Below are 25,419 nucleotides of genomic sequence, written 5' to 3'. Positions count from 1 at the left end.
TTCGTCCATGACGCCGATCGTGCGCCATGACGGGCCAGCCCGAAACCTTGAAACACACGTCTTCCCAAGGTGAACCCATGACCTGCCGCACCTCCGCACTCAACTGGATCGACGTCCTTTACAACTCCGTGCGCGAAACGCCCGGCGGCGTACAGGCGGCTGCCGCGTATCTGGCGCAGCGACGCGGCAAATCGATGCACCCAGAGACGCTCCGAGCGAAGTTGCGCGGCCTTGAGGGCGAATCGGTCACCATCGAGATTGCCGAGCTGCTGACGGAGTGGATGCAGGAACAGACCGCGAGTAAGGAGCGCGCGCTGGACTGGCTGCAGGCATTTGCTGGCCGCTTTGATCTGGCGATCGAGGTAGTGCCGCCGGCTCCGGAAGGTGGCTGGGCTGATGAGGTCGGGGCAATCCAGACCAAGCTGCTTGAGATCAACAGCTTCATGGGTCGTCTTGCTGGCACCGCTGTGAAGGCCATGGCCGACCGCCGCATTGATAGCGATGAAGCGCAACTCATGATCCGTGAGGCGCGATCGATTATTACGATGGCGTACCGCCTGATTCGCAACATCGCCCGTGCTGCCGCAAAGGGGAGGGCAGCCCGATGAGCCATCTGACCCGTTCAACCGATATCACCGGTAGCCATGAAGCCGTTGCTCTTCTTGTCCGGAGCGGGCGCCACGCCGCGCAGAAAGATCGCACCGAGGCTGCAGTGAAGCGCTATCCGGGCATGACCAGCATGCAGCTGGCCCACGCCACCGGCATGGATCGATACATGGTCGCCCGCCGCCTTCCCGACTTGGCGAAAGAAGGCCGCGCCCACCGCGGCGCCAAGGCGCTTTGCCCTATCAGCAACATCACCGTCTGCACCTGGTGGCCAGTGGCCCAGGGCGACAATTTCACCCTGGCGGTCTGAACGATGTCCACGATCATCATGAGCCAGTGTTGGCCGCTGCAGAGCCTGAGCGTTACGCAGAAGGCTGTACTCATCTCCCTGGCCGATCAGGCCAACGACGATGGCGTGTGCTGGCCGGCTATCGGCACCATCGCCAAGCGCTGCTGCATGTCGGCCCGCGCTGTACGCGATGCAATGGATCACCTTGAGCTGGTGGGGCTGCTGTCGCGCGAGCGCCGCTTCAACAGCAGCAGCGTCTATGCGGTCACTCCGGCGAAGTTCGATGCCTCCGCTGCCCCGTCGAAGAGCAAGCGAAAGGCCGGAAAAGCGGGGGATGCACCGGGCGCAGGTGCTGCGCCCCATGCAGGGGGTGCGCCCGCTGCAGGAGGGGATGCGCCCGGTGCAGGGGGTGAGGCAGGGGGCGCAGGTCTGGAGGTGCGCCCCGTGCCGCCTAACCGTCATATAACCCTCATTGAACCGTCAGAAGAACCGCAAGTTCCGGCGCTGGCTGCGCCGATGTCGAAGGCGGCCCTCGAAGCGCAGATGCAGGAAGCCTGCAAGCAGACGTGGGCTGCCTACCGCACGGCCTACCGCCTGCGGCACGGCGTGGACCCGGTGCGCAACGCCAAGGTAAACACCAACGTGCGGGACTTGGTGAAGCGGCTGGGCAGGGAGGAAGCGCCGAAGGTGGCCGGCTGGTTCCTGGGCGTCAACGAGCAGTACGCCGTTAAGCGCATGCACGACCTGGGCGTGCTGCTGGCCGGGGCCGAGGCATACCGGACGCAGTGGGCCACTGGCCGGCAGGTCACGACGACCAGCGCCCAGCACACGGACCAGACCCAATCGAATCTGAGCACCGCTGACGAAGCCAAGGCGCTGTTGCGCAAGGGGAGGGCGACAAATGCTGGCTGATCACGAACAGGACCGGCTCGTCGAGCTGCTGGTGGTCACGGCTGAGGTAATTGGCGACCAGCTGCGTCCCTCCACCGCTGCGTACATGGTTCGGGACTTGTCCTGCTATCCGCTGGCGCAGCTGGAGCGCGCGCTGGAAGGTTGCCGCCGGGAGCTGAAGGGTCGCCTGTCCCTCGCCGCAGTGTTGGAGCGCATCGACGACGGCCACCCGGCACCGAACGAAGCGTGGGCGGTGGCCATCCAGGCAGCGGACGAGCGCAACACCGTGGTCTGGACCACGCTCGCCCAACAGGCATGGAACACCGCGCTGCCGTTGGTCCAGGCGGGCGACAAGATCGCCGCGCGCCAGGCCTTCTTGGAGACGTACACCCGGCTGGTGAAGGATGCGCGCGCTGCACGCCTGCCGGCCAGCTACACCCCGTCGCTGGGCTTCGACCTCACCAGCCGCAACGCGGCACTCACGGATGCGGTGAGTAAGGGGCTGCTGACGCACGACCAGGTGAGCGACCACCTGCAGCTGACCGCGGCGACGCCGGCGTTCAACCCGGTGGCCCTGTTGGCTGGGAAGGTCGAGGCCTCGCCGGGCGCCAACGCGAAGATCCTGGCGCGCCTGGAGGAACTGGCACGGGAGCTGGCCGCCTGATGCGCTCGGACAACAACCAGCTCGACATCTTCGATCACGACCCTCGCCTGGCCGGGAAGAAGCTGGCAAGGCTCTACCGCGAGTCTGCGGACGAAGCACTGAAGCAATACCAGTTCAGCGCCTCAGTGAGGCAGGACCGGCACGACCACTACATCGCGGAGGCGGAACGGCTTGAAGCCATTGCCCGCAACGCCCAACGCGCGGCCCGCCGCCGCAACACCGCACAGACAGGAGCAACAGCCCGATGAAACCACTGGTCATCTACCACGCCAACTGCGCCGACGGTTTCACCGCGGCATGGGCCGTGCGCCAGGCGCTGGACGCCGAGTTCTACCCGGGTGTGCACGGCGAGGCGCCGCCGGAGGTGGCCGGCCGCGATGTGATCCTGGTCGACTTCAGCTACCCGCGCGCGCAGCTCGTCGGTATGGCTCAGGTCGCGCGATCGATCCTCGTGCTCGACCACCACAAAAGCGCGGAGGCCGATCTGCGGTCCGGTGCAATCAACATCGGCACCATCGGGCAGGTTGGATTGAAAGCTGTGAGGATTGTCCGACTCGACAATCTGCCGGACGCGCGCGAGGCCTGGTTGCACTATGAAGACACGGCCACGGTTCACGACGGAATCGTGTGCGCGTTCTTCGATATGGACCGTAGCGGCGCGGGCATCGCGTGGGACTTCTTCCACCCGGGCTCGCCGCGTCCTGAGCTGATCGACCATGTGGAAGACCGGGACCTGTGGCGCTTCGCGCTGCCGGGCACGCGCGAGATCCAGGCGGCGGTCTTTAGCTACCCCTACGAGTTCGATGTGTGGGACCTGCTGATGGAAACGCCGATGGAGACCCTCCGCGCCCAGGGCGTGGCGATCGAGCGCAAACACCACAAGGACGTGGCCGAGCTGGTGAAGGTGGCGAAGCGCCAGATGGTGATCGGCCACTACGAGGTGCCGGCGGCGAGCCTTCCGTACACCCTGGCGAGCGATGCCGGTCACCTGATGGCGAAGGGCAAGCCGTTCGCGGCCTGCTACTACGACAAGGACGGCGGCCGGGTCTTCAGCCTGCGCTCGACGGATCAGGGCGTGGACGTGAGCGAGGTTGCCAAGCTGTACGGCGGTGGCGGGCATGCGCGCGCTGCAGGGTTCACGGTCCCGCGCGACCACGAACTGGCGAGGGCGTGATGGACTTCACCGCCTTCAGCACCCGCAGCAAGTACGCCTCCCAGATCAACGCCGGGTACTCGGCCCGATTGAACGGTGAAGGGCTGAGCACCAACCCGCACATGGTGTGGGTGGACACCCAGGACGAGCTGGAGCCGCGCAAGGTGCAGCCGCTGGACGACAAGGCGCTGGCCTGGCAGCACGGCTGGCGGCTGGCGGACAAGGACCAGAAGGGAGGCGTGCGCTGATGCGGTCCAGCGCCCCGCCACCGACGAAAGCAGAGGGCGCCCGGATCGAGGCGTCCAAGGTCGGCCCTTGCATGGCGTGCCTCTCGCTGGCCGCCCAAGGCCTGCTCGCGCCCCACCAGGCGGTCTACGGCTGCGACTACAACCACGCCAAGAGCGGGAACAAGCGCCGCGGGCACGCCTTCGGGTACGCCCTGTGCGTGTGGCACCACCGCCGCCATCCGATGCAGGGCAAGACCTTCGCCGAGATGCGGGAGACGTGGGGCCCGAGCCTGATGGACGGCTCGCGCACCTTCCACGAGACGTATGGCAGCGACGACGAACTGATTGAACAACAGACCTACATCATCGAGCTGAGGGCAGCTGCGTGAGTGAGAGCAAGAAAACATGCGCCGATCGCGTTCGCGCGGCGTTCGAGCAGGCCCTGACAGAAGGGCTGAGCTATGCGGGGCTGTACGAGAAGTTGGCAGCTGATGGCATGGACACGGACAAAGCGAAGGACGGGATCAACAGCACGCTGCGCTACCTGGTCGCGCGGGGCTACCTGCTTAGGACTGGCGAGCGTGAAGACGCGAGGTTCCGCAGAAGTGGCGCGGCGATGGCTCGGCCCCGGCTGACCGAATCGCAGAGGGCAGAGCGCACCAAGGCAAAGAACCGGCGTCGCGTGGAGAGGGCAAGGGCTGCGCGCGGCGCGACGGTTGGGCTGCGCGCCGCAATGATCCCCAAGCCCGTCCGGGCGGCTCCAACGGCCAAGCCGGTCTTCGAGACATATGAGGAATATCGGAAGCGGGGCGGACGGGTTGAGTACCTGCCTGCTTCCTGGAATAGGGGGCAATAGGTAGGCGCGTCGCGATCAGTGCGACGCACTGGGAAGAAGCTGGACGGATGGACCTGACCCGCTACGACGACAAGGCGCTGGCGCTGCTGAGCAGCATCCAGCAAGACATAGCCGCGATGCGATGGACGAAGGCGTGGACCGCCCCAGCCGTACGCCGCGAGGCAGAGCAGGCACTGCGCCGGGCACGCGCGCTGCGCCGTGAAATCAATCGACGAGAGCACAAGGGGAAAGGCCATGGGGAATGTACGTGAGCTGCTGTCCAGCCGGATGGGGCCAACAACCGTGAAATTTGACACCGGCCGTGGCGGCACGCCGGACCTGACCACCCAGGATATTGCCGCGGCGCTGGGAATGGTGCCCGCCGGCCTCGGTCGTGAGCTGCTGGAGGCCCTGTGGTGGCCAGAGAGTGCGGCGCGGCGCATCGACCATCTGCGGAAGGCTGTCATCGCGCTGGTTGCTCCGGAATACAACCGGCACCAGCAGGTGCTGAGCCTGGCGCGGACGGAATACGGCATCGCCAAAACCTGCATGGGCTGGGCGGGAAACGCGGTGACGGACATGCAGCGACGGGAGTTTGCGCGCGCTGAGGCAAAGCTGGAGGGCACGCGCGCGCTGTGTTGGCCCATCAGCACCATGGAGCAGCTAGGCGGACTGGCGGTGGCGGTGATCGGCGAAATGGCGGCTGCCGGCTGCTGCAAGCGATGCGAGGGATTGCGCACACAGGCTGCACCGGAGGGCACCGGCGTCGTGGAGTGCGAAGCATGCGACGGCAGTGGCCTGGAGCAACTGAGCGGCCGGAAGCGCGCAACAGCCATCGGGGCCGACTGCTCGGCATACAGCAGGTTCTGGCAGCCAGTCTACGAGTGGATGCTCATCCAGATGCGAGCCGCAGAGAACGAAGCTGCGCGCCAGTTCAGGCAGGCGCTTTCGCGCGCTGCATAGCGATGACTTGAAGGGTCATCGGAAACAGGGGCATTCTTGCCACTATCCAGACGCAAGCCCCGGCCACAGCCGGGGCTTTTTCTTTGCCCGCTTCCCAGACCGGATTAACCCTCGCGCCAAGCCGGCAGCGGGGCGGGCACCTATTGACCAAACCGGGAGGGGCGAAATGCCGAACCGGACAATCCACGGGGCAACCATGCGGGACGAAATCATCAGCACCGCGGCGAGCGCTGCGGCAAAGGTCACGCCGCCGGTCGCGGTGGCCGGGGCCGTCGCCGGCGGCGTCAACCTCGACCGCCTGGTCGTGATCTTGACCGTCGTGTACCTGGTCGGCCAGATCACCTATCTGGTTTGGCGCTGGGTGCGCGAGTGGCGGCAGGCTGCCAAGGCGACCAAGGCATGAGCCGGCCCGGTGGCGCACCAGGTCGGTCGCTCGTGGCGCTTCTGGTCCTGAGCGCTGCCGGATTGGTCGCGATCGTATCCAAGGAGGGCTATACCGATACGGCCGTCATCCCCACCAAGAACGACCGCCCCACGATCGGCTTCGGATCGACCTTCCACGCCGACGGGACGCCGGTGCAGCTCGGTGATCGAATCAACCCGGATCGCGCCCTCCACACGGCTCAGGCGCACATCGCCGGCGAGGAGAAGCGATTCCGCGCCTCCCTCCCTGGCGTCTACCTCACGCAGGGCGAGTACGACCTCTATTTGGACTTCACTTACCAGTACGGGACGGGCAGCTGGCAGTCATCGTCTATGCGGCGCCAGCTGCTGGTGGGCAACTACCGTGCCGCCTGTGATGCCCTTCTGCTGTGGAAGCGTGCCGGCGGCTACGACTGCTCGACGCTGATCAATGGCAAGCCCAACAAGGTGTGCTGGGGCGTGTGGTATCGGCAGCTGGAGCGGCATGCCAAGTGCGTTGCCGAGCTTGCCCCATGAGTCGGGCCTATTTGGTCATCGGCCTGCTGATCGCATGGGCCGTGTGCTGCGTGCTGTCGTTCGCTGCAGGCTGGTCTTGCCGCGGGGATCGCGCGGCTCTCAGTACCGCCACGGCCGAGGTGGCCGACGGACGGAGGGCCCTGGCTGGAGAGAAGGTGGCGCGCTCTGTCGATCGCGAGCAGGTAGCGGGCGTCCAGCAGGCGGGAGATACCGCCGACGAGCGAGAGGAAAAGATCAATGCTGACTATAAAGAGCGCATCGCAGCTGCTGTTGCTGGCCGCGATGGTGAGCTTGGCCGGCTGCGCGGCCACTGGGCCAGTTGCGAAACCAGCCGCCTGGCCGACGGTGCCGCCGCTGCCGCAGCGGCTGCAGAACAAGACCGACTACGCAGGCTCGGTGCGGCAGGAATTGTACGAGCCTGCGAGCTCGCCCAGTCCGAGCGAGACGAAACCGTAGACCGATACCGGGCCGTCGAGGCGGCCATCAACGGCGCCAAGCGCCCCTGATCCTTGGAGATCACCATGTCCCGAACCATCAAAGTACTCGGTGTCACCCTGTGGCCGACTCCCTCCCAGCGGCTCGCACAGCGCCTGCGTGCCGTCGAGGTCGACGCTGAGGCATTGCGCGCCGAGCTGGCCGAGGTGAAGGCGCACAGCGAGAATGTGGATTCCGCCGCCGGCTCACAGATCACCTCGCTAAGCAGCCAGCTGGCCGCGGTCAACGGGGTTCTGATCGAAGTGCAGGGTCGCTTGGCTCCGCAGCCGAAGACCAAGAAGGCCAAGGCCCAGGTCCGCCGCCGCAGCCCGCGCTGATGTCTGGGCAGGGCAAGGCCATGTTGGCGCTTGGCCGGCTCAAGGTCGGCCAGATGAACAAGACCGAATCAGCATATGCGGAACGGTTGCGCGCGATGCAGTTCGCCGGCGAGATCCAGTGGCACCGGTTCGAGGGGCTGAAGGTGCGTCTGGCTGACAACACGTTCTACACGCCGGACTTCGCCGTGATGGCTTCGGACGGCGTCATGGAATGCCACGAGGTCAAGGGCCACTGGCAGGACGACGCGCGCGCCAAGATCAAAATCGCTGCGGCCATGTACGCATTCCGCTTCATCGCGGTGAAGGTCAAGCCTAAGCGGGATGGTGGCGGCTGGGCAGTGGAGGAGTTCTGATGGACGTTGCACAGATCGAAGCGTTGGCAAAGGCCCTGAGCGTTGAGCAGGCCGCGCGAGCTGGAGCAGATGCGGCCTTGGCTGCGCGCATCGACGCCAGCACGGATGCGCGCGTGGACCGCCTGGTCGGGGTCATCGAGCAGCAGGGAAAGCAGATCGCCGAGCTGGGTATGCACGTCGGACTGCTGGTGCAGGCCGTCGCGCAGCTGCTGGGTGAGGAAGCGGGCGCACCGTTGCAGGAAGAAGGCGCCGCGCCCGAGCGTGTGGATCTGGACGGGAATCCGTACTGATGGCAGGGCTGGCCGGCAACCGCCAAGCCAAGCGCGCGTTGCCAACGAACAGCAGTGCGTGGCGCGCGCTGCGGGAGACCATCCTGCTGCGAGACCTGTACCGGTGCCAGGAGCATGGCTGTGGTGTGTTGTGCGCCGGCAAGGGGAAAGCCCACGTCGATCATGTGGATGGCAATCCGAACAACAACGCTCCGGAGAACCTTCGGACACTGTGCGTCAGCTGCCATAGCAGGAAGACCGCACGCGAGGATGGCGGCTTCGGCAACACCGAGCGCGTCCTGATCGGTTGCGACGCCGATGGATGGCCCTTGCAAGCGTCACGGCAGGGGATCGCGCGGCCGAAGTAGCCCATGGAACCTGAATGATTATGTCCACAGGTTATCCACAGAGACCTGAACGGGGGGCGAAAAAGTTTGGGTCGATTTGCCAGCGATACGTGCGCCCCCCCAAACGCACGCATCCACAGTTGGAAAGACGACCCCATTTCTTAACGAACGTCGCGTCGTTCAGTGAGCGATTCAGGCGGTGAAACATGGCAAATCCGCGTACCCCAGCAGCAAAAGCAGCGGTGTCCGGAGCCGCGGCAAAGAATCCGCAGCGACATCGCAAGCGAAAGACGCCGAAGGGCCCAAAAGCAATTGGCGCTCCCTACAAGGGGATGACCAAACAACAGGTCGCCGTCTGGAAGGAGCAGGTCGAGAACATGCCCTGGCTGCACGCCGGTCACCGGCTGCTCCTGCGTCAGGTGTGCATCCTCGCCGCGCGAATGGAGACTGACCCGGAGATGGGCGTTTCGGCGATGCAGGCTCTGGGCTCGCTCCTGTCGAAGCTCGGTGCCACGCCGGTGGATGAGACAAAAGTGAATCATGGCCAAGGCGACGACGAAGACCCGGACGACAAGCATTTCTGACTGCCGGACCAGCGAATATCCGCTGGCGGTGGTGGCAGGCAGGACCGTTGCGGGCCCCCATGTGCGCAACGCCTGCCGTCGCCACCTGAAAGACCTTCAAGACGCCAACGAGAGAGGCCTGTACTTCGACCGCGAAGCTGCGGACAAGAAGATTGCCTTCTTCGAAGACGTGCTGCGGCTCAGTGAGGGGCAGTTCGAAGGAAAGCCATTCAAGTTGCACCCCAGCCAAGCTTTCAAGATAGGCAGCCTGTTCGGCTGGAAACAGGCCGATGGCACGAGGCGCTTTCGGCGCGCGTACATCGAGGAAGGCAAGGGCAACGGCAAGTCGCCGATGGCCGGTGGCATCGCGCTGATCGGGCTATGCGCCGATCAGGAAGCCGGCGCCCAGGTGTACGCGGTGGCCTCGCACAAGGATCAGGCAGGCATCTTGTTTCGCGATGCGGTCAAGATGGTGAAGGCTTCGCCTGCGCTGAAAAAGCGGCTGGAGTTCTCAGGCGGTGAGGGCAAGGAATACAACATCGCCCACCACAAGTCGCAGAGTTACTTCCGGCCAGCGTCCCGCGATGTTGGCAAGACGGGTTCAGGCTACCGCCCGCACTTTGTCCTAGCCGACGAAGTGCACGAGATGGCGGACGGCAAGATTATCGAAATGATGGAGAACGGGTTTAAGTTCCGTCGCTCGCCCTTGCTTTTCATGATCACCAACTCGGGCAGTGATCGGAACAGCGTTGCATGGGCCGAACATGAGCATGCGGTAAAGGTGGCCGCTGGCCATTACGAGGCCGTGAACGATCCGACCTTCATCGGCGAACCCATCGATGACCGTACGTTCTCGTTCGTTTGCGGCCTCGATGAGGGGGACGACCCGCTGGAGGATTCGCGATGCTGGTTGAAGGCCAACCCGATGTTGGGGATCACCATCACGGAGGAGTACCTGCAGGCCCGCGTTGACCTGGCCAAGCAGATTCCCAGCAAGCTCAACGAGATTCTGCGGCTCAACTTCTGCATGTGGACCGACGCAGACCAAGCGTGGCTCAGCCGCGACACGCTCGAGCCGGCCTTGGAGTCGTTTGATACCTCGCAGCACCAAGGCAAGCGCCTCCATCTCGGGTTGGACCTCTCGCAGAACCGCGACATTACGGCGCTGGGCGCGGTGGTGGAGACCGGCTCGAAGGAAGTTCTGGTAGAGGTCGAGGGCAAGAAGACGCTGGTCAAAAAGCCAACGTTTGACGCGTGGGTAGAGGCATGGACCCCAGGCGATACGGTCAGGGCACGTGAACTGCGCGACAAGCTTCCGTACAGCACGTGGATTGCGAAGGGGCAACTGCATGCTCCGCAGGGCCAGACGATCAGCTACCGGCACGTCGCCCAAACGGTGGCCGAGTACGACCGTGACTTCGAGATCGTCCAGGTTGCCTACGACCGGTACGCGTTTCGCCAGTTCGAAGAGGAAGTGAAGGAGCTAGGCCTTTCGGTTTCGTTCGTCGAACATCCGCAGGGTGGCCTGAAGAAGGGCAAGCCCACCGATGCTGCAGTAAAAGCCGCCGCCGCCGCAGGTAAGCCGCTGCCGGAAGGTCTCTGGATGCCCGGATCTCTCCGATTGTTCGAAGAAGCCCTATTGCAAGGACGCGTCCGCCTGCTCGGGAACCCGGTGCTGGTTTCGGCAATCATGTCGGCCGTCATCGAAAGCGATAAGTGGGAAAACCGTTGGCTGTCGAAGGCACGGTCGGTCAACAAGATCGACGCCGCGGTAGCGGTCGTGATGGCTTTCGGCTCCGCACATTCATCGGCCGCGCCCGCCTCTGTCTATGAGCAGCGAGGCATCCGATTTCTATAGGAAACGCAATGTCCAGGTTCAACGAGGAAGATATCAAGTCGCTGGACCGGATCTGGAATCCGCAGCAGGCTGCGCCACAGGGTGCACGAGCTGAGGCCGGCCAGTTCACAGGGATGGATGACCCGGCGCTGCTGGAGTTCATCCGGGCGCAGAGTGGGCACGGCGGTGGTGGCTACCAGCTGCGCAACATGGCAGTGCTTCGCTGCCTGTCCCTGATCTGCGGAACCATCGGCATGCTGCCGCTGAATCTGATCGAGTCAGGCGGCAAGAAGCGGATCGCTACTGAGCACCCGGCCCACCGCCTGCTCAAGGTCAAGCCAAACCCATGGCAAACGCCGTTGGAGTTCAAGCGGCAGATGGAGCTTGCGCGGCAGCGCCACGGTGACGCGTACGCGCGGATCGTGTGGTCAGCAGGCCGGCCCATCAACCTCATCCCGCTGGACTCGTTGGCTGTGAAGCCTGAGCTGGGCGACGACTGGCGGATGCTCTACCGCTTTAACAGCAAGAAGCGTGGTGAGGTGGTGCTCAAGCAGGAAGAGGTCCTGCACATCCGCGATATCTCCGTGGATGGTGTGACCAGCTTGTCGAGAATGAAGCTGGCGGACCGGGCCATTCGCCTTGCGCTCGATGCGGAGCGGGCCGCCAGCCGCATCTTCGAAACCGGCAACATGGCAGGTGGCGCTATCGAAGTGCCGAACGCGCTGAGCGATACCGCCTACGGCCGCATGCGTGGGTCGCTGGACACCGAGTATGCCGGCGCTGCAGCAGCACAGAAATGGATGCTGCTGGAAGAGGGTGCCAAGGCGAACAAGTTCGGCAGCACGGCGCAGGAAGCGCAGCACGTCGAGAACCGGAATGCCCAGGTGGAAGAGGTGGCCAGGCTCTACGGCGTTCCCCGCCCGCTGCTGTTCCTGAGCGACACCAGCTGGGGCACCGGCATTGAACAGTTGGGCATCTTCTTCCTGCAATACACGATGCTCGAGCATTTCACCAACTGGGAGCAGGCGGTAGCGCGATCGCTGATTCCAGAGCGCGACCTGGAGCGATTCCAGCCGAAGTTCAACGTGAGGGCGCTGATGCGCGGAACGCTGAAGGACCAGGCGGAGTTCTTCAAGGCCGCCCTCGGCTCCGGTGGCACAAAGCCGTTCCACACGCAGAACGAAATCCGCGACCTGCTGGACTACCCCGAATCGGACCAGCCAGGCGCCAACGACTTGATCAACCCCATGACGCAGAAGGGAAAGAGCAATGAGCCTCCGGCAGCTACCTGAAATTCGCGCCGAGCGACGGCTCGGCGCTGCCCAGTTCGACATGCGGCCCGACGCGCTGGAGCGCTGGGAGCCGGAAGTCCGCGCTGCCGGCAACGACGCGAACAGCATCTCCATCTACGACTCGATCGGCGAGAACTGGGAGGGCACCGGCGTTACCGCCAAACGGATCAGCGCCGCCCTTCGTGCGATCGGCAGCAAGGACGTGGTGGTGAACATCAACTCCCCCGGGGGTGATTTCTTCGAGGGCGTGGCGATCTACAACCTGCTGCGCGAGCACCAAGGCCGCGTGACGGTCCAGGTGATGGGGCTGGCTGCGTCGGCGGCATCGGTTATCGCCATGGCCGGGGATGAGATCCTGATGGGAGACGGGGCATTCCTGATGATCCACAACGCGTGGGCGGTGGCCATCGGCAATCGGCACGACATGGCGGACGCGGCAAAGCTGCTGGAGCCCTTCGACGCGGCCATGGCGAAGGTCTACGCCGCTCGATCGGGTGTCACCGAGGCGGAAGCGGCCCGGATGATGGACGAGGAGACGTGGATTGGCGCCGCCCAGGCCGCGGAGGATGGCTTTGCCGATGGCCTGCTCGAGGGGGCCGCCGCTACCAAGGATGCCAAGCAGACATCGGGCGGCCGCAAGGCGCTAGCCCTAGTGGAAGCAGCAATGGCCAAGGCTGGCCACTCCCGCTCCATGCGACGCGACACCCTCAAATCGCTGTTCAACGGCAAGCCGAGCGCTGCCGACCCTGCCATGCCGAGCGCTGGCGGACAGGAAACCAAGGCCCTGTTGCAGGGCCTTCTCGACAACATCAAAGCCTAAGAGGCCAAAAAATGACCAAGATGACCCACGGCCGCGTTCCGCGTGGCCTCGTTTCCGTGCACGCCGATGGTGGTAGCCAGCCCGAGGTGAAGGCGCTGGTGGAGAGCCTGAACAACGCATTCGCCGACTTCAAGGCCGAGCACAACAAGCAGCTGGACGAGATCAAGAAGGGCAATGCCGATGCATTGCAGGCCCTGAAGGTCGACAACATCAACGCCGACATCACCCGTTTGCAAGCCGCGGTCGACCAGGCCAATACCCAGATGGCCGCGTTCCAGATGGGCGGTGGCGGCGCCGCCAGCGACGTGGCCGATGCCGAGTACACCGATTCGTTCCGTGCTCACTTCCGCAAGGGTGAAGTGCAGGCTGCCCTCAACAAGGGCGCGGCCGACGAAGGCGGCTACCTGGCACCGGTCGAATGGGATCGCTCGATCACCGACCGTCTGGTTATCGTCTCGGATATGCGACAGCTGGCCAACGTGCAGCCCTGTTCGGGTGCCGGCCTGACCAAGCTGTACAACACCGGCGGCACGTCCTCGGGTTGGGTGGGAGAAGAAGACCCCCGCCCGGAGACCGCGACCTCGAAGTTGCGCCCGCTCAGCTTTGGCTGGGGCGAGATCTACGCCAATCCGGCCGCCACCCAGCAGCTGCTGGACGATGCCGAGATCGACCTGGAGACCTGGCTGGCCGGCGAAGTCGAGCTGGAATTCGCCAGGCAGGAAGGTGATGCGTTCTTCTCCGGCAACGGTGTCAACAAGCCGTTCGGCATCCTGACCTACGTGGAAGGTGGCGCCAACGCCGCCAAGCACCCGTTCGGCGCCATCAAGGCAGTGAGCAGCGGTGTTGCAGCCGGCATCAATGGCGACAGCATCCTGGACCTTGTCTACGACCTGCCGTCAGCTTTCACCGCTGGCGCCAAGTTCGCCATGAACCGCAAAACCCAGGGCGTGGTCCGCAAGCTGAAGGACGCGCAGGGCAACTACCTGTGGCAGCCGTCCCTGGTGGCCGGTCAGCCCTCCACTCTGGCCGGCTTCGCCGTGCAGGACGTGGCAGCGACGCCGGACGTAGCGGCAAACGCGATCGCCGCGCTGTTCGGTGACTTCAAGCAGACCTACACCGTGTACGACCGTAAGGGTGTGCGCGTGCTGCGCGATCCGTACACCAACAAGCCTTACGTCATGTTCTACACCACCAAGCGTGTGGGCGGCGGCGTACACAACCCCGAGCCGATGCGCGCCCTCAAGATCGCGGCTTCGGCCTGATCACCACCTGCCGGGCGGCCTCGCGCCGCCCGGCTTCAATCCTGTGTTCGAGGAGCCGCAATGGCAAAATTCATCAAGCCCTTCCGTGGGGTTCCGGAAGGCCAGATCTATCCCATCCAGTTCGCTTCCGGCGATGAGTGTCCGCCCGAACTGGAGGCCGGTGCACTGTCGGTAGGCGCACTGAGCTTGGTCGCTGGCGCTCCGGCGCCGCTGACGCTGTTGGGCTCCAACCTGCAGCCGTCGCGGTTTGAGTTCGCCGACGGAAGCGAACTGTCTCTCGGTGATGTGGTCAGCAAGGCGCATGCAGCCTCGGGTCTGTCCGTCGAGGCCTGGAACGAGCTGAGCGAGGAGGCCCGCGAAGTCGCGATCGCTGAAATCGTGCAGGGTCTGACCGCCGAAAGCGGCGAGACCGGCGACAAGCAGCAGGTAGCCGGCGACAAGGTGGCCCTGATCGCCCAGCTGGAGGCGGCAGGTATCCCGTTCGATAAGCGCTGGGGTGCTGAAAAACTGGCCGCAGCGCTGGCTGAAGCGAAGAAGGACTGACATGCCCATCGTCTCGATCGCACAGGCCCGCTCGCATGTGCGAGTCGAGGCTGACTATCCCGAGGAGCAGCTGCAGCCGGCCATCGCCGGCGCAGTGGACGCAGCGCAGGCGTATCTCAATCGTAGGGTTTACGAGGACTCAGCCAAGTTGGCCCAAGCGCGGGCCGGCTACCCGGCGGCGGTGAAGGCAGCAGCAATAGCGCGCGACCAGGCACTGGCGGACGCAGTTTTCATCCTCGACCGCGAGGAACGCACCGCGGCGATCCGTGTTGCCGCAGTTGCATTCGGCGAGGCCACGGCCGAGGCGGATGCATGCATTCACGGTGTAGTCGTGAATCCCAGCATCGTCACGGCCGTACTGCTGACGATCGGTCATCTCTACGCGAACCGGTCCGACGTAGTAGTGGGGGCCCAGGCGATAGAGCTCCCCAACGGAGCCAAGAGTCTCCTGCGTCCATATCGAAGGGTGATGATGCCATGACGCTTCAGGACGGCGACCTACAGCACCGTATCCGTTTCGAGCGGGAGACCACGACGCGCGACCCGCTCGGCGGCCCAGGTAAGCCGGTGTGGGCTGAGGTAGTGTCGGTATGGGCCAAGGCCACCAACAACCTTGCCGCCACTACCGAAGCCGTGGCTGCCGGCGCCGACCACTACCGCGAGCAAGTCCGGTTCGATATTCGCCCCCGGCAAGTTGATCCGCAGTGGCGCATCGTCTTTCGCGGGCGTTACTTCGACATCAAGAGCGTCGCCCCAAGCAACGATCGAAGTGAGTTGGCCATTATCGCTATCTCGGAGCGCAGTGATGGCTGAGCAGATATCCATGCAAGGTCTTGACGGTCTCCTGCGCTCGCTGCGAGAGGCTCCCAAGGCCGTGCAGGGAAGGGCGGTCCAGACCGGTATGCGCAAGGGCGGCAATGTGATCCGGGACGACGCGAGGCGTAGGGCGCCGAAGGCATCCGGATTCATGGCAAGCCAAATCGTCACGCGCCGAGCCAACGCTCGCAACAGGACGCGCGCCGGCGTCGGGAAAGGCGGCGAGTACTTCACCGTGGGGGTCAAATCGGGTCGCCGTCGGAAGTACGCCAACACCAAGCGCAATCAGCGACGTGGTCGAGCTGGAAAGTCGTATGTCGATCGTGGCTGGGCCTACTACTGGCGGTTTCTCGAGTTCGGCACCAAGAAGCTGAGGGCCAACCCGTTCCTGACGCCGGCAGGCGAAGCGAAGGGGCCGGAGGCGGCGCAGGTGATCATCGATGAGACCTGGAGCGCGCTCAACAGTCAGATGAGAAAGGAGGGTTGGAGATGATGGTCCCCTTGATCCAATCCCTGTTGCAGGGCGACGCGGGTGTCCGGCAAGTGCTGGGCGACCCCATCAGGGTCTGGCCGGGCACTGCACCGCAGGACACCGCACTCCCATACGCGACGTGGGAGGTCGTCGGCGGATCGCCTACGGCGATGCTGTCCGAGCCACCGCCTGCAGATGGGTGGCGGGTTCGCTTGACCGTATGGGGCGACAGCCTGACCCAAGCCAATGGCGCCGCGGTGGCCATCCGTGATGTGGTCGAGCGCGTGGGCAGCATCGAGTCGTACAACCCGACGCCCGACAGCGACGGCGCGGATGCGATGGGAATTTCATTCGACGCACGGCTCCTGCAGCTGCGCTGATCCACACAACGGCAACTCACCGGCCCCGCAAGGGGCTTTTTTTATGCCCGGCGACGGGCGCAACACAAGGAAATCCCTATGGGACAGGTAATCAAGTCGAAGCACTCGCAGCTGTTCGTCGCCATCGGCGCGGCCGAAGTCATCAAGGTGACCCGCCTGCGTTCTGTTGGTTTCCCCGATGGCCAGGCGTCGGAGATCGATATCTCCGACTACGACGACGACTGGGATCAGTTCGTCGCTGGCCGCAAGCAGACCGGCAGCACCAGCATCGAAATCATCTACGACAGCGTCGACCACGAGAAGCTGGAAGACCTGCACAAGACGGGCGCCGTCGTTAACTGGCTGGTGACCGCCCCGCTGAGCGAAACGGCCGGTGTCCCCAAGCCGGTCGCCGTGGCCGGAAAGATCACCCCGCCGACCACGGTGCTTTCCAAGCAGTTCGACGGGTTCGTGCAGAACTTCGCGGTGAGCAGCCAAGACAACGACGTCTGGAAGGCAACGGTCACCATCCGCGGCTCCGGCGCGGTGACCACTCACCGGCCTGCTGGCGGCCCGTAACGGGCGGCAACGGCTGCACCACTCTCGGCCCGCTTCGGCGGGCCATCTCTTTGACAGGGCGCGCGGATCCTCCGCGTGTTAGCCGTGCGCGGCCCGCGCGCCCTGTCGCCATTCAAGGAAACGGCCAATGAGCAAGACCAACGAAACCCTCCCGCTTGAAGCCGTCGCTTCCTCGCAGACGGTGCTGCAGGCGTTCACGAGCCTGGGCATGTTCGCGTCCAAGGACGTGCACGCCGATACGGTCACGCTGCCCAACGGCGACAAGGCCCAGTTTTACGTCCGCGAACTGCCTGACGCCGAATTCCGCAAGCTCTGGCAGGACGCAGACCGTGCCAAGCTGATCGCCGCCACCATCTGCGACGAAGACGGCAAGCCGGTGATGACGGACGCCCAGGCGGCACAGCTGAAGCCGCTGGTGGCCGCCGAGCTGCAGCAGGTGGCCATGAAGCACTCGGGCTTCGGCGACAAGGCCGCTGACGCCCAGGCCGAGGCGGGAAACGCCTAAGGCAGCGGGGCGAGGACTGGTTCTGGCATGTGCTGGCCGGCCACCTGCATCGCACGGTGGCCGAGCTGCGCGGGACCATGTCGCGCAAGGAGTTCCTGCGGTGGTGGGAGTTCCACAAGCGAAACCCCATCGATCCGGTGGGGCTGCACATCAAGCCGGCCGCATTCGCTGCCTTCACCTTCTCCGCGCACAGCCAAGCAGGCACGAAGCGCGGCATGCAGGACTTCATGGACGTGCTGCTGCCCCGGTCGGACGACGACGAGGCGCAGGACTGGTTCGATTCACTAGGATGACCAATGGCTGACAATTTCGGGCGCTTCGCGGCGGTTCCCATCGGCCCGCTGCTGGCGGCGCGAGACGGCGGCCTCACGCTGGCCACCACCGCCGCGGCCAATATCAGCCGCATGGCCAAGTCGGACGTGGCGCAAAGCACGGGAACGGTGGGGGTCGAGTTCGCCGTTTGGGGCGACGATCCGATGTCGGCAGTGGTCGGCATTGTTACCGCGGCAGCGCCGCTCAGTACCTACCCGGGGGCCACGCCTGCCGGGATTGGCTGGGAGCTGGGGACCGGTCGGGTCATGTTGAACGGCGCGGCTGTCGCCAGCGGTCTGCCCGTCGCCAGACACGGTGATATTGCTGGGCTCCGGTTGGTGTTCGGCACGCCGACCCGTCTGCAGCTCTACCTGGGCGCCACGCAGGTGCATCAGCGGGATATCACTCTGGCCGGCCCGTTGCACTTTGCCGCCGCGCTCGCGGCGAGCAAGGCCGGCGGTCTGTGCATGGTGGTGAACGCCGGGCAGTGGAATGCTCGGGGACCTGCCGCGCTCGCCGGCTGGAAGGTGGCTACCTCCTCCGGGCCCGTCACCCGCCTGTCCGACGCGGACTGGCTGACTGCACCGGGCGACCTGCCGGCCAACGCACGCTACGAGGGGCTGATCGCCGAAGGGGTGAACCTGATCAGCGAGATCAACTTCTGGCCTTGGGGCGGTGACCCGGTCACCCAGACCAGTGCTGCTGAGTGCGTGGTGCTCGACGCCGACGGGCTGCTCGACAGCCTGGCGCTGTCCGGCGCCTCGGGGATGCCGGTCCAGATCCGGGCAGGCAGTTCCGCCGGCATGCTGGCAGACACCTCTGCCGTGTTCCGCTTCACCGTGGACCGCATCGAGATCAACGACGACGGCAGCAAAACGGTTCACTTCCGCGACGCTCACGACGATCTGGACGAGACGATCAATCGCGGCGTGTTCATGCCGAACATCGCCGCGTTGGCTTGGAAGCCGCAGCCGGTCGTGATCGGGGCGGTGGCCAGCGTGCCGGCGATGGGTGCCAACTCGGATGCGACGGCGATGTTCGTGGCCGACGGCCTGGTCTACGACGATGCGGTGATGGACCGTGGTGACCTCATGGAGCCGGGCACGTTCACTTTGTCGCCGGACGGACAGCAGCTGATCATGAAGTCACCGCCGGTCACGCCGGTGGTGGCGGACCTGTCCAGCGTTGGACCGGGCCAGCGCCCGGCCACCTTGCAGCAGGCGATAGCCGACATCATGGGCCGCTTGGGCAAGACCTCATGGTCAGGCGGCGACTGCGCCGCGGTTGATGCCGCGACGGGCTATGCGGGCGTGGGCTACTACGCCGGCAATGCCATCACCGGGAGGGATGCCATGAACGCCATCCTCCCCAGCTATGGGGCGGCCTGCTACCAGGACGCCACCGGGGTGCTGCGCTTCACCCGGGTGGTGGCCCCCGAAACGTTCGCCGGGGCTCCGGCGTTTGAGCTCACGGCCAACCACCTGGCCGAGGATCTGCTGGCAGTGCCAGACGACGCGCCGAACCTGACGCGCCGCATGGCCTACCGCCCGAACGCTCAGGCGTTGGCTGCCTCGGACCTGGTCACGGATGTGGTGGACGTGCCGCAGGGGCGCCGCGACGAGCTGACCGGCCTGTTCCGCGCGCAGGTATACGGCGGCGGGGCGCTACACCAGCATTATCGCCGCGCGGACGCGGCAGATCCAGTTATCTCGCTCTTCTGGAACGCAGCCGACGCGCAGTCGGAGATCGACCGGGTGGTGGGCATGTACCGGCAGCAGCGGTTCTTCTACCAGGTGACGGTGCGCGGCGATCAGAGCTTGGCGCCGCAACCCGGCCAGATCGGTCGCCTGACGTACCCGCGGTACGGCCTGGAAGAGGGCAAGGCGGTGCTGGTACGGCGCGTTGAGCGCAACCCGGCCACGGGTGACGTGGTCCTGACGGTGTGGGGTTGATCGGATGCTGATCGGATATGGAATGCCAGCCCCTCAGTCGGTGGCGCTGGTAGGTGGGACCTGGCTGACGGCAGACGGAGGCGCGGCGCTGTTCGACGGCAAGCCCGCGCGCCGGGCGCGTATCGCCCGCACCGGTGCGCTGTCCGTAAATATCACCCTGGCTGAGGCTGTTGTGCCGGGCATCGTGGCCGTGCTGGGCCTCAACGTGCCCGCCGGCGTCACCGTGCGGGCGGCGGGCGCCACCGGCCAGACCGTACGCCTGCCGACCGGGACCGTATGTGCATGGCTCTTCCCGACCGGCACGGCCGCGGTCAGCAGTGTGGCGGTCCAGATCGAAACCACTGTGGCCAACGTGGAGGTGGGGGAGATCGCGATCTTCCGGACGGTGGACGTTGGAATCACGGATGGATGGGCGGTGGCGCCGATCGACGCCAGCACCCACACGCGGACCAAGGGTGGGCAGGTGAACACGGTAGCCGGTGCCGTGTACCGCCGCCTGACCGCGACGCTGTCGGGCCGCGCGACGGCAGTGGTGCGCAAGGGCGGCATGGCCGGAACGGACTGGGAGACGGTGGCAATGGCGATGGCGGGGCGCCAGCGCGCATGTGTCGTGCCGCAATACCGCGACATTCAGACCAAGGCGTTCGATCCGGTTCTGGCCGCGCGCGCTGCCATGTATGGCCACGCCACCCAGCTGCCCTCTGCCGAGAACATCAGCCGACAGTACTTCAGCGGATACCTGGAATTTGAGGAAATCCCGGCGTAGCTGGCATGATCCCAGCAAAACATCGGGAGGTTCTATGAGATATGCACTCCGGTTCCCACCCCTGCTACTGCTGGCGTTGATGGTTGCCTGTTCCGCGCGGGACGACGGTTCCAAGCAGGCGCTGCTGAACTGTATGAGCGCGATTCAGTCCGCAACCGGGGACGCAGGCAGCACCAAGGTCCCGTATGCGAAGGATATGGGGTCTGGGAACGAGCACTACTTCGCATGGCCCTCAGGGTCGGGACTGACTCTGCCGGAACGATATGGCAGTTCTCAGCCGGCGTCAGCGTCCTGCATTGCCGACGCAGCTGGCGTCGTGACTGGCGTGACCATCAACGGGTCGGAGATCCCGATCCGTTAGTAAGAACCCTCCATAAGTCTCTAAGCCCGCCTAGTGCGGGCTTTTTTTTGGAATCGCAATGAGCCTCTACACCCTTACCGTAGACCTGCTGCTGAAGTCGGGCTCCTTCGAGCGCGACAGCGGAAAGGCTGCTCGCGTAGTCCGGCGCGACATGGCAGCAATCCAATCGTCTATGTCGGAAGCGTCGCGGCGCGGGGCCGACGAGGTCGCGGCCGGCTTCCGGCGCGTTGCCTTCGAAGCTGTGGGCCTCACCTCTGCGCTGGTGGCCGTGAAAGCCGCAGTCGGTAAGGCGGACGAGTGGACGAACCTCAACAATCGGCTGCGCTTGGTGACTCAGGGGCAGGCTCAGTTTGCGGCCGCGCAGGCAGATGTGATCCGCATCGCCGGTGCTGCGCGACAGCCGCTCGGCGCCACCGCAGAGCTGTATCAACGCATCGCAATGAACCAAGAGGCTCTGAACCTCTCTGGCAGGGACTTGGCGCGCGTCGTCGAAACTATCAGCAAGACGATGGTTATCAGCGGCACGTCGGCTGCGGGGGCGGACGCAGCACTCGTACAGCTGGGCCAGGCATTTGCATCCGGCACGCTTCGCGGTGAAGAGCTGAACTCAGTGCTCGAGCAAGCGCCCGCACTGGCCCAGGCCATTGCGAAAGGCTTGAATGTTCCGATCGGCAAGCTGCGAGAGTTGGGTGCCGCGGGCAAGTTGTCTTCCCAACAGGTGATCAACGCACTGCAGAGCCAGGCCGGGGCTGTGGACGCGGCGTTCGGCAAGATGGACGCCACCGTTGGACAGTCGATGACGCTGTTCAACAACAACCTGCAGGTGATGATCGGACGGGCGGATGAGGCAACTGGCGCCTCAAGGGCGCTCGCGGCTGGTATCGGGGCGCTCGGCAACAACTTGGAGATGGTGGCAGTGGCTGGCGCGGCCGTGGCTTCTGGTCCGCTGCTCAAGGCCCTTCTCGCGCGGGTGGCAGCTGCAAACGCTGGGATGGTTGCCGATCGGGTCGCCGCGGCGCAGAGCTTGGCGGCGGCCCAGCAACTTGAGCTGCGCACCCGCGCTGCCATGCTGGATGCTCAGGCAGAGGTACGCCGTACAGCTGCGATCGGCGGCAGCGTATCGGTAAGCTCCAAGGCTGCGGCCGCGACTCTTGAACACCGGCAAGCAACCCTGCTGCTGGCACAGGCACAGACTCAGGCGACGGCTGCCAACGCCAGCTGGCTGGCACGAGCCGGATCCTCGACGCTCGCCATGCTGGGCGGCCCCGCTGGCATCGTCACCATGCTGGCAACTGCGGCGGCAGGTTGGCTGATCTTCCGAGACAACACCAACACTGCGTCAGCCGCGCTGATCGATTTCGGCGGTGCTGCTGACACTGCGATCGAAAAGTTCCGCGAGTTGAATCGCCAGCAGCAGGCGGGCGAGATCCTGCGCCTGCAGAAGGAGATTGACGCCAACTACAAGACGATCACCGGCTCAATTGGCGAGATGGTGGCGGCCGCTACTAACTTCTCCAGCGTCGGCCAGGCGTCGGCCTTCATCAAGGAAACCGAACGGCTGGATGCCGCATTTAAGGCGGGAAAAGTCACGGCGGACGAGTTTGCCACCGGTCTTGAGGCTGCTTGGCGGGCCATGATTGAGGGCTCCCCGGCTGCCGCCGCAGTCACTAAGAGCTTGACCGAAGAGACGGCCGCAGCTGCTACCGCTGGCCGGGAGGTCGACCGCAAGAGATCGATTCTCGAGGCCTTTACTGGCAGCAGCAACCAGGCGAAGACCGCGACCGACGCCCTGTCGGGCTCGTTCAACGTCCTGGGCGATTCGGCTGGCGCTGCCGGAAAGCGTATCGCTTCGGCAATGCAGTCGCTTCCCGGCCAGCTGGCTCGCGTGGGAAAGAGCGCGGGCGAGGTCGCAAAGCTGGACGTGGCCGACTGGTTCAAGGAAGCCCAGGCCGGCGGAGTCGACTTCTCCAAGCGTGACGACCCGAAGGTAAAGCAGTACATCGAGCAAGGCGCCCAGTACATCCGGCTGCAGACCGAGCTGGCCGCCGCGCAGAAGACCTTCTCCGAATCTCGTAAGGGTGCAGCGGCCGCTGAGCGTGCCGGCGCGAAGGATCGCAAAGCCGACGCGGAGGCAATCAAGCGTTACAACGAGCAAGCGGCGATGGCGGTCGCGACCATGGCGGGACCGCTGGCCGAGGCCACGGAGCGCCAGAAGCAGCTTGAGGACAAGCTCAAGGAATCGCTCAAGGAGGGGCGCATCGAGCGGGCGGCGTACAACGCCTTGGTGCTGGAGTCGCAGAAGGCACTTGAGCAGTCCACCGCGGAAATCAACAAGGCGCTGTCCAGCCCGGAATCTCTGCTGGCCACCATGGACGCCGAGGTGTCCATGCTGGGGAAGATCGGCCGTGTGCGCGAGCTCTACCGCCGGCAGCTGCTCAATGAACGCGACATGCGCCAGGAGCTGCAGAAGGCGATGGAGGCCGCCGGTGGCAAGGAAGCGCTTGCGTTGGCCAAGGGCGCGTCGAGCTTTGAAGAATACGAGCGGTCGATGCTGGCCGCGGCTGATGCTTCCGCGGCGCTGTCGCTGCAGGTGGAAGAGGCCGCGGCCAATGTCGAGGCGTGGGCCAACGTGGTGATCTACGGCGTCGACGATGCCGCGGATGCCATGGCGGACTTCGTTGCCGGCGGGCTGCGCGACTTCAACGGGCTTTGGGATGACCTGAGGGACGTGGCCAAGCAGGGACTGCGCGACCTCGCGCGCCAGCTGCTGCAGCAGAAGCTGGTGATCCCGATCCAGACCAGGATCATGGAGGGTTTCAGCAACTGGGGCAGCCAGGGCGGCGGCTTCAGCATGCAGAGCATCATGGGCATGTTCGGCGGGAACGGATTCGCCGCCGGTGGCCAGAACCTTGGGACGATCGCCGGGCTGTTGTCCAAGGGGCAGGGCCTTTTCAGTGCCGGCTCCGCCGCCTCGAGTGGCGCCAGCGCTGGCAGCCTCATGGGATTCGGCAACAACGTCGCGGCACTCACCGGCGGCGGCGCCGCGGGTGGGACCGCAGCAGCTGGCGCTGGCGCTGCCGGGTCTGCCGCCGCGGCGGCGGTGCCGATCATCGGCTGGATCGTCGCCGGCATGATGAAAAACGCGGAGCTGTTCGACCAGGGATGGGACATCGCCAACGGCGAAAGCTGGGCAGGCAAGATCGCCACGGCGGGAGCTGTCGGCCTGGCGGACAAGGGTTTCCGTGGCCTGGGCCTCAACGACAAGACGGCATCGATCCTGTCCGGCTCCAGTATCCACGCAAAGCTGTTCGGCCGTAGCGCGCCCAAGATCACGGGGCAGGGCATTACCGGCAGCTATGGTTTCGATGGCTTTGCCGGCCAGAGCTATGCCGACGTCAAGGCCAAGGGTGGCCTGTTCCGCAGCGACAAGAAGTGGACGCAGTACACCGGCCTGGACCCGAACATCGACCGCACGTTCGATATGGCCGCGCGCCAGGTGCGCGGTGCAACCACGGATCTGGCCAAGCAGCTGGGTGTAGATCTGACCCAACAGCTGGCCGGTGTGCGCGTGAACCTTGGCAAGCTGACGCTGTCGGCCGACTCGGCCGAGGCCAAGGCCCAGCTGGAAGCCTATCTGGGTGACATGACCGACCGCCTGTTCACCGAGGCGGTTCGGGCGGCCGGGTTCGGAAACCAGCTCGACGGCTACTACGAGTCGGCCGACGTGTTCTCCGCGCTGAGTGCATCCATCGCGCTGGCCGTGGGCAATGCCGACGAGCTGGGTCGGGCGCTCAACAGCATGGAGATCGAGAAGGTCAACAAGGCGGTGGATTACTTCCAGGACCTGGCCGGCGTCGCCGGCACGGATCTGGCAACCCAGATCGAGAAGGTCACCGGGCTGCTGGGCAACTACGCCACGCTGATGGCCGACGTGTCCACGCAGCTGCTCACCGGCAACCTGACGCAGTACCAGTCCCAAGCGCTCACGATCGAGCGCACGTACCGCCAGCAGGTGAAGGCGGCCAACGACTACGCCAAGGCGCTGGGCCTGTCCGGCGCCCGGGCGGAAGACCTGGCCAAGATCGAGGCGCTGCGGGCGACCAACATGGGCAAGCTGCAGGCCCAGATAGACGCCGACAAGAAGGCCATGAAGTACGGGCTGTCGGTCAGCGACCTATCGCCGCTGACCGATCAGGAGAAACTGCAGGAGACGATGCGGGAGCTGGAGCGCGCCGTATCCGGTGGCGACAGCAGCGCGGCGCAGGCGGCCGCACAAGCCGCGCTGGGCTTCGGCCGCAACCTCTACGCCAGTGGCCAGGACTACAACAGCCTGTACGGGCAGGTCACCGGCCTGATTGACAGCATGAAGGTGGGCAACCTCGACCTCGAAGACGGAACCAGCATGGGCAAGCTGGCTGACGTGATCGAGGCGCTTCCGGACAACTTCAGCCGGGCGGTGTTCGACCTGGTGGTCGATGGGAAGGGCCAGGCCGAGACGACGGCGGCCGTTCAGCAGAGCAACACCCTGCTGGCCGAACAGAACCAAGTGCTCCGCGATCTACTGCGCGTCACCACATCCGGCGTACGCACGAGCAACAGCGCGTCACTGCGCGAGGCGCTGAACTAAGGATC

34 protein-coding genes are annotated in these 25,419 nt (G+C 65.1%); all 34 read left to right on the top strand.

Translation table 11 applies throughout. From position 1 onward, the window contains the following. Positions 1 to 77 precede the first annotated feature (77 nt). The 34 genes from NJD74_RS10390 to NJD74_RS10225 all read left to right on the top strand — a co-directional run bounded on the left by NJD74_RS10390 (position 78) and on the right by NJD74_RS10225 (position 25,414). Positions 78 to 608, top strand: a complete 531-nt coding sequence (locus NJD74_RS10390; RefSeq protein WP_319624137.1) for a phage regulatory CII family protein — start codon at positions 78 to 80, stop codon at positions 606 to 608. Then, complete coding sequence (locus tag NJD74_RS10385; RefSeq protein WP_319624136.1) at positions 605 to 916, top strand: winged helix-turn-helix domain-containing protein; 312 nt, start codon at positions 605 to 607, stop codon at positions 914 to 916. The genes NJD74_RS10390 and NJD74_RS10385 overlap by 4 nt, the downstream gene beginning before the upstream one ends. Before the next feature lie 3 nt (positions 917 to 919). Continuing rightward, entirely contained in the window at positions 920 to 1,807 is an 888-nt protein-coding gene (locus NJD74_RS10380) for a helix-turn-helix domain-containing protein (RefSeq protein WP_319624135.1), read from the top strand. Next, positions 1,797 to 2,450: a hypothetical protein gene (locus tag NJD74_RS10375; RefSeq protein WP_319624134.1), complete on the top strand. Its 654-nt coding sequence runs from the start codon at positions 1,797 to 1,799 to the stop codon at positions 2,448 to 2,450. The genes NJD74_RS10380 and NJD74_RS10375 overlap by 11 nt, the downstream gene beginning before the upstream one ends. Continuing rightward, positions 2,450 to 2,698, top strand: a complete 249-nt coding sequence (locus tag NJD74_RS10370) for a hypothetical protein (RefSeq protein ID WP_319624133.1) — start codon at positions 2,450 to 2,452, stop codon at positions 2,696 to 2,698. The genes NJD74_RS10375 and NJD74_RS10370 overlap by 1 nt, the downstream gene beginning before the upstream one ends. Continuing rightward, positions 2,695 to 3,624: a DHHA1 domain-containing protein gene (locus NJD74_RS10365; RefSeq protein ID WP_319624132.1), complete on the top strand. Its 930-nt coding sequence runs from the start codon at positions 2,695 to 2,697 to the stop codon at positions 3,622 to 3,624. The genes NJD74_RS10370 and NJD74_RS10365 overlap by 4 nt, the downstream gene beginning before the upstream one ends. Continuing rightward, positions 3,624 to 3,851, top strand: coding sequence for a hypothetical protein (locus NJD74_RS10360; RefSeq protein WP_319624131.1), 228 nt, complete (start codon positions 3,624 to 3,626; stop codon positions 3,849 to 3,851). The genes NJD74_RS10365 and NJD74_RS10360 overlap by 1 nt, the downstream gene beginning before the upstream one ends. Further along, a complete protein-coding gene (locus NJD74_RS10355; RefSeq protein WP_319624130.1) occupies positions 3,851 to 4,219 on the top strand; it encodes a Ref family recombination enhancement nuclease in 369 nt (122 codons plus the stop codon). Before NJD74_RS10360 ends, NJD74_RS10355 begins: the two co-directional genes overlap by 1 nt. Beyond that, positions 4,216 to 4,686, top strand: coding sequence for a hypothetical protein (locus NJD74_RS10350; RefSeq protein ID WP_319624129.1), 471 nt, complete (start codon positions 4,216 to 4,218; stop codon positions 4,684 to 4,686). The genes NJD74_RS10355 and NJD74_RS10350 overlap by 4 nt, the downstream gene beginning before the upstream one ends. Positions 4,687 to 4,733: 47 nt before the next feature. Next, entirely contained in the window at positions 4,734 to 4,937 is a 204-nt protein-coding gene (locus tag NJD74_RS10345; RefSeq protein WP_319624128.1) for a hypothetical protein, read from the top strand. 31 nt (positions 4,938 to 4,968) lie between these two features. Further along, positions 4,969 to 5,628 carry a hypothetical protein gene (locus NJD74_RS10340; RefSeq protein ID WP_319624127.1) on the top strand — a complete coding sequence of 220 codons (660 nt, stop codon included), beginning with the start codon at positions 4,969 to 4,971 and terminating at the stop codon, positions 5,626 to 5,628. 196 nt (positions 5,629 to 5,824) lie between these two features. Then, positions 5,825 to 6,031 carry a hypothetical protein gene (locus NJD74_RS10335; protein WP_319624126.1) on the top strand — a complete coding sequence of 69 codons (207 nt, stop codon included), beginning with the start codon at positions 5,825 to 5,827 and terminating at the stop codon, positions 6,029 to 6,031. Between the two features lie 32 nt (positions 6,032 to 6,063). Further along, positions 6,064 to 6,567, top strand: a complete 504-nt coding sequence (locus NJD74_RS10330; protein ID WP_319624125.1) for a glycoside hydrolase family protein — start codon at positions 6,064 to 6,066, stop codon at positions 6,565 to 6,567. Next, positions 6,564 to 7,073: a hypothetical protein gene (locus tag NJD74_RS10325; protein WP_319624124.1), complete on the top strand. Its 510-nt coding sequence runs from the start codon at positions 6,564 to 6,566 to the stop codon at positions 7,071 to 7,073. The genes NJD74_RS10330 and NJD74_RS10325 overlap by 4 nt, the downstream gene beginning before the upstream one ends. A 15-nt stretch (positions 7,074 to 7,088) precedes the next feature. After that, complete coding sequence (locus NJD74_RS10320) at positions 7,089 to 7,379, top strand: hypothetical protein (protein WP_319624123.1); 291 nt, start codon at positions 7,089 to 7,091, stop codon at positions 7,377 to 7,379. Between the two features lie 53 nt (positions 7,380 to 7,432). Continuing rightward, on the top strand, positions 7,433 to 7,732 hold the full coding sequence (locus NJD74_RS10315) for a DUF1064 domain-containing protein (RefSeq protein ID WP_319624122.1): 300 nt from the start codon (positions 7,433 to 7,435) through the stop codon (positions 7,730 to 7,732). Continuing rightward, positions 7,732 to 8,022 carry a hypothetical protein gene (locus tag NJD74_RS10310; protein ID WP_319624121.1) on the top strand — a complete coding sequence of 97 codons (291 nt, stop codon included), beginning with the start codon at positions 7,732 to 7,734 and terminating at the stop codon, positions 8,020 to 8,022. The genes NJD74_RS10315 and NJD74_RS10310 overlap by 1 nt, the downstream gene beginning before the upstream one ends. Next, positions 8,022 to 8,369: an HNH endonuclease signature motif containing protein gene (locus NJD74_RS10305; protein WP_319624120.1), complete on the top strand. Its 348-nt coding sequence runs from the start codon at positions 8,022 to 8,024 to the stop codon at positions 8,367 to 8,369. The genes NJD74_RS10310 and NJD74_RS10305 overlap by 1 nt, the downstream gene beginning before the upstream one ends. A gap of 185 nt (positions 8,370 to 8,554) precedes the next feature. Then, positions 8,555 to 8,932 (top strand): hypothetical protein, encoded by a 378-nt coding sequence (locus NJD74_RS10300; protein ID WP_319624119.1) that lies wholly within the window; start codon positions 8,555 to 8,557, stop codon positions 8,930 to 8,932. Next, the gene (locus tag NJD74_RS10295) at positions 8,889 to 10,769 is read left to right on the top strand and encodes a terminase TerL endonuclease subunit (protein ID WP_319624118.1); all 1,881 of its coding nucleotides are present in this window, start codon (positions 8,889 to 8,891) and stop codon (positions 10,767 to 10,769) included. The genes NJD74_RS10300 and NJD74_RS10295 overlap by 44 nt, the downstream gene beginning before the upstream one ends. An 8-nt stretch (positions 10,770 to 10,777) precedes the next feature. Continuing rightward, a complete protein-coding gene (locus tag NJD74_RS10290; RefSeq protein ID WP_319624117.1) occupies positions 10,778 to 12,040 on the top strand; it encodes a phage portal protein in 1,263 nt (420 codons plus the stop codon). Continuing rightward, a complete protein-coding gene (locus NJD74_RS10285; RefSeq protein WP_319624116.1) occupies positions 12,018 to 12,860 on the top strand; it encodes a head maturation protease, ClpP-related in 843 nt (280 codons plus the stop codon). The genes NJD74_RS10290 and NJD74_RS10285 overlap by 23 nt, the downstream gene beginning before the upstream one ends. An 11-nt stretch (positions 12,861 to 12,871) precedes the next feature. Beyond that, positions 12,872 to 14,122, top strand: a complete 1,251-nt coding sequence (locus tag NJD74_RS10280) for a phage major capsid protein (RefSeq protein WP_319624115.1) — start codon at positions 12,872 to 12,874, stop codon at positions 14,120 to 14,122. A 60-nt stretch (positions 14,123 to 14,182) separates the two neighbouring features. Further along, the gene (locus tag NJD74_RS10275; RefSeq protein WP_319624114.1) at positions 14,183 to 14,665 is read left to right on the top strand and encodes a hypothetical protein; all 483 of its coding nucleotides are present in this window, start codon (positions 14,183 to 14,185) and stop codon (positions 14,663 to 14,665) included. A gap of 1 nt (position 14,666) precedes the next feature. After that, positions 14,667 to 15,146, top strand: a complete 480-nt coding sequence (locus tag NJD74_RS10270) for a head-tail connector protein (RefSeq protein ID WP_319624113.1) — start codon at positions 14,667 to 14,669, stop codon at positions 15,144 to 15,146. Beyond that, entirely contained in the window at positions 15,143 to 15,478 is a 336-nt protein-coding gene (locus NJD74_RS10265) for a phage head closure protein (RefSeq protein ID WP_319624112.1), read from the top strand. Before NJD74_RS10270 ends, NJD74_RS10265 begins: the two co-directional genes overlap by 4 nt. Next, positions 15,471 to 15,974: an HK97-gp10 family putative phage morphogenesis protein gene (locus NJD74_RS10260; RefSeq protein ID WP_319624111.1), complete on the top strand. Its 504-nt coding sequence runs from the start codon at positions 15,471 to 15,473 to the stop codon at positions 15,972 to 15,974. The genes NJD74_RS10265 and NJD74_RS10260 overlap by 8 nt, the downstream gene beginning before the upstream one ends. Further along, positions 15,971 to 16,333, top strand: coding sequence for a DUF3168 domain-containing protein (locus tag NJD74_RS10255; RefSeq protein WP_319624110.1), 363 nt, complete (start codon positions 15,971 to 15,973; stop codon positions 16,331 to 16,333). Before NJD74_RS10260 ends, NJD74_RS10255 begins: the two co-directional genes overlap by 4 nt. Positions 16,334 to 16,411: 78 nt before the next feature. Then, complete coding sequence (locus tag NJD74_RS10250) at positions 16,412 to 16,891, top strand: phage tail tube protein (RefSeq protein ID WP_319624109.1); 480 nt, start codon at positions 16,412 to 16,414, stop codon at positions 16,889 to 16,891. Positions 16,892 to 17,018: 127 nt separating this feature from the next. Continuing rightward, on the top strand, positions 17,019 to 17,396 hold the full coding sequence (locus NJD74_RS10245; RefSeq protein ID WP_319624108.1) for a hypothetical protein: 378 nt from the start codon (positions 17,019 to 17,021) through the stop codon (positions 17,394 to 17,396). A gap of 56 nt (positions 17,397 to 17,452) precedes the next feature. After that, positions 17,453 to 17,689, top strand: coding sequence for a hypothetical protein (locus NJD74_RS10240; RefSeq protein WP_319624107.1), 237 nt, complete (start codon positions 17,453 to 17,455; stop codon positions 17,687 to 17,689). Between the two features lie 3 nt (positions 17,690 to 17,692). Then, complete coding sequence (locus NJD74_RS10235; protein ID WP_319624106.1) at positions 17,693 to 19,660, top strand: hypothetical protein; 1,968 nt, start codon at positions 17,693 to 17,695, stop codon at positions 19,658 to 19,660. 4 nt (positions 19,661 to 19,664) lie between these two features. Beyond that, complete coding sequence (locus NJD74_RS10230) at positions 19,665 to 20,426, top strand: hypothetical protein (RefSeq protein WP_319624105.1); 762 nt, start codon at positions 19,665 to 19,667, stop codon at positions 20,424 to 20,426. Between the two features lie 419 nt (positions 20,427 to 20,845). Further along, positions 20,846 to 25,414, top strand: coding sequence for a tape measure protein (locus tag NJD74_RS10225; protein WP_319624104.1), 4,569 nt, complete (start codon positions 20,846 to 20,848; stop codon positions 25,412 to 25,414). Positions 25,415 to 25,419 lie beyond the last annotated feature (5 nt).

Origin of the sequence: Stenotrophomonas sp. RG-453 (assembly GCF_033843685.1) — a bacterium.
GTDB classification, from domain to species: domain Bacteria; phylum Pseudomonadota; class Gammaproteobacteria; order Xanthomonadales; family Xanthomonadaceae; genus Stenotrophomonas; species Stenotrophomonas bentonitica_A.
Note: the sequence above shows the minus strand (reverse complement) of the source record. Positions and strands in the feature narration are given on the sequence as shown.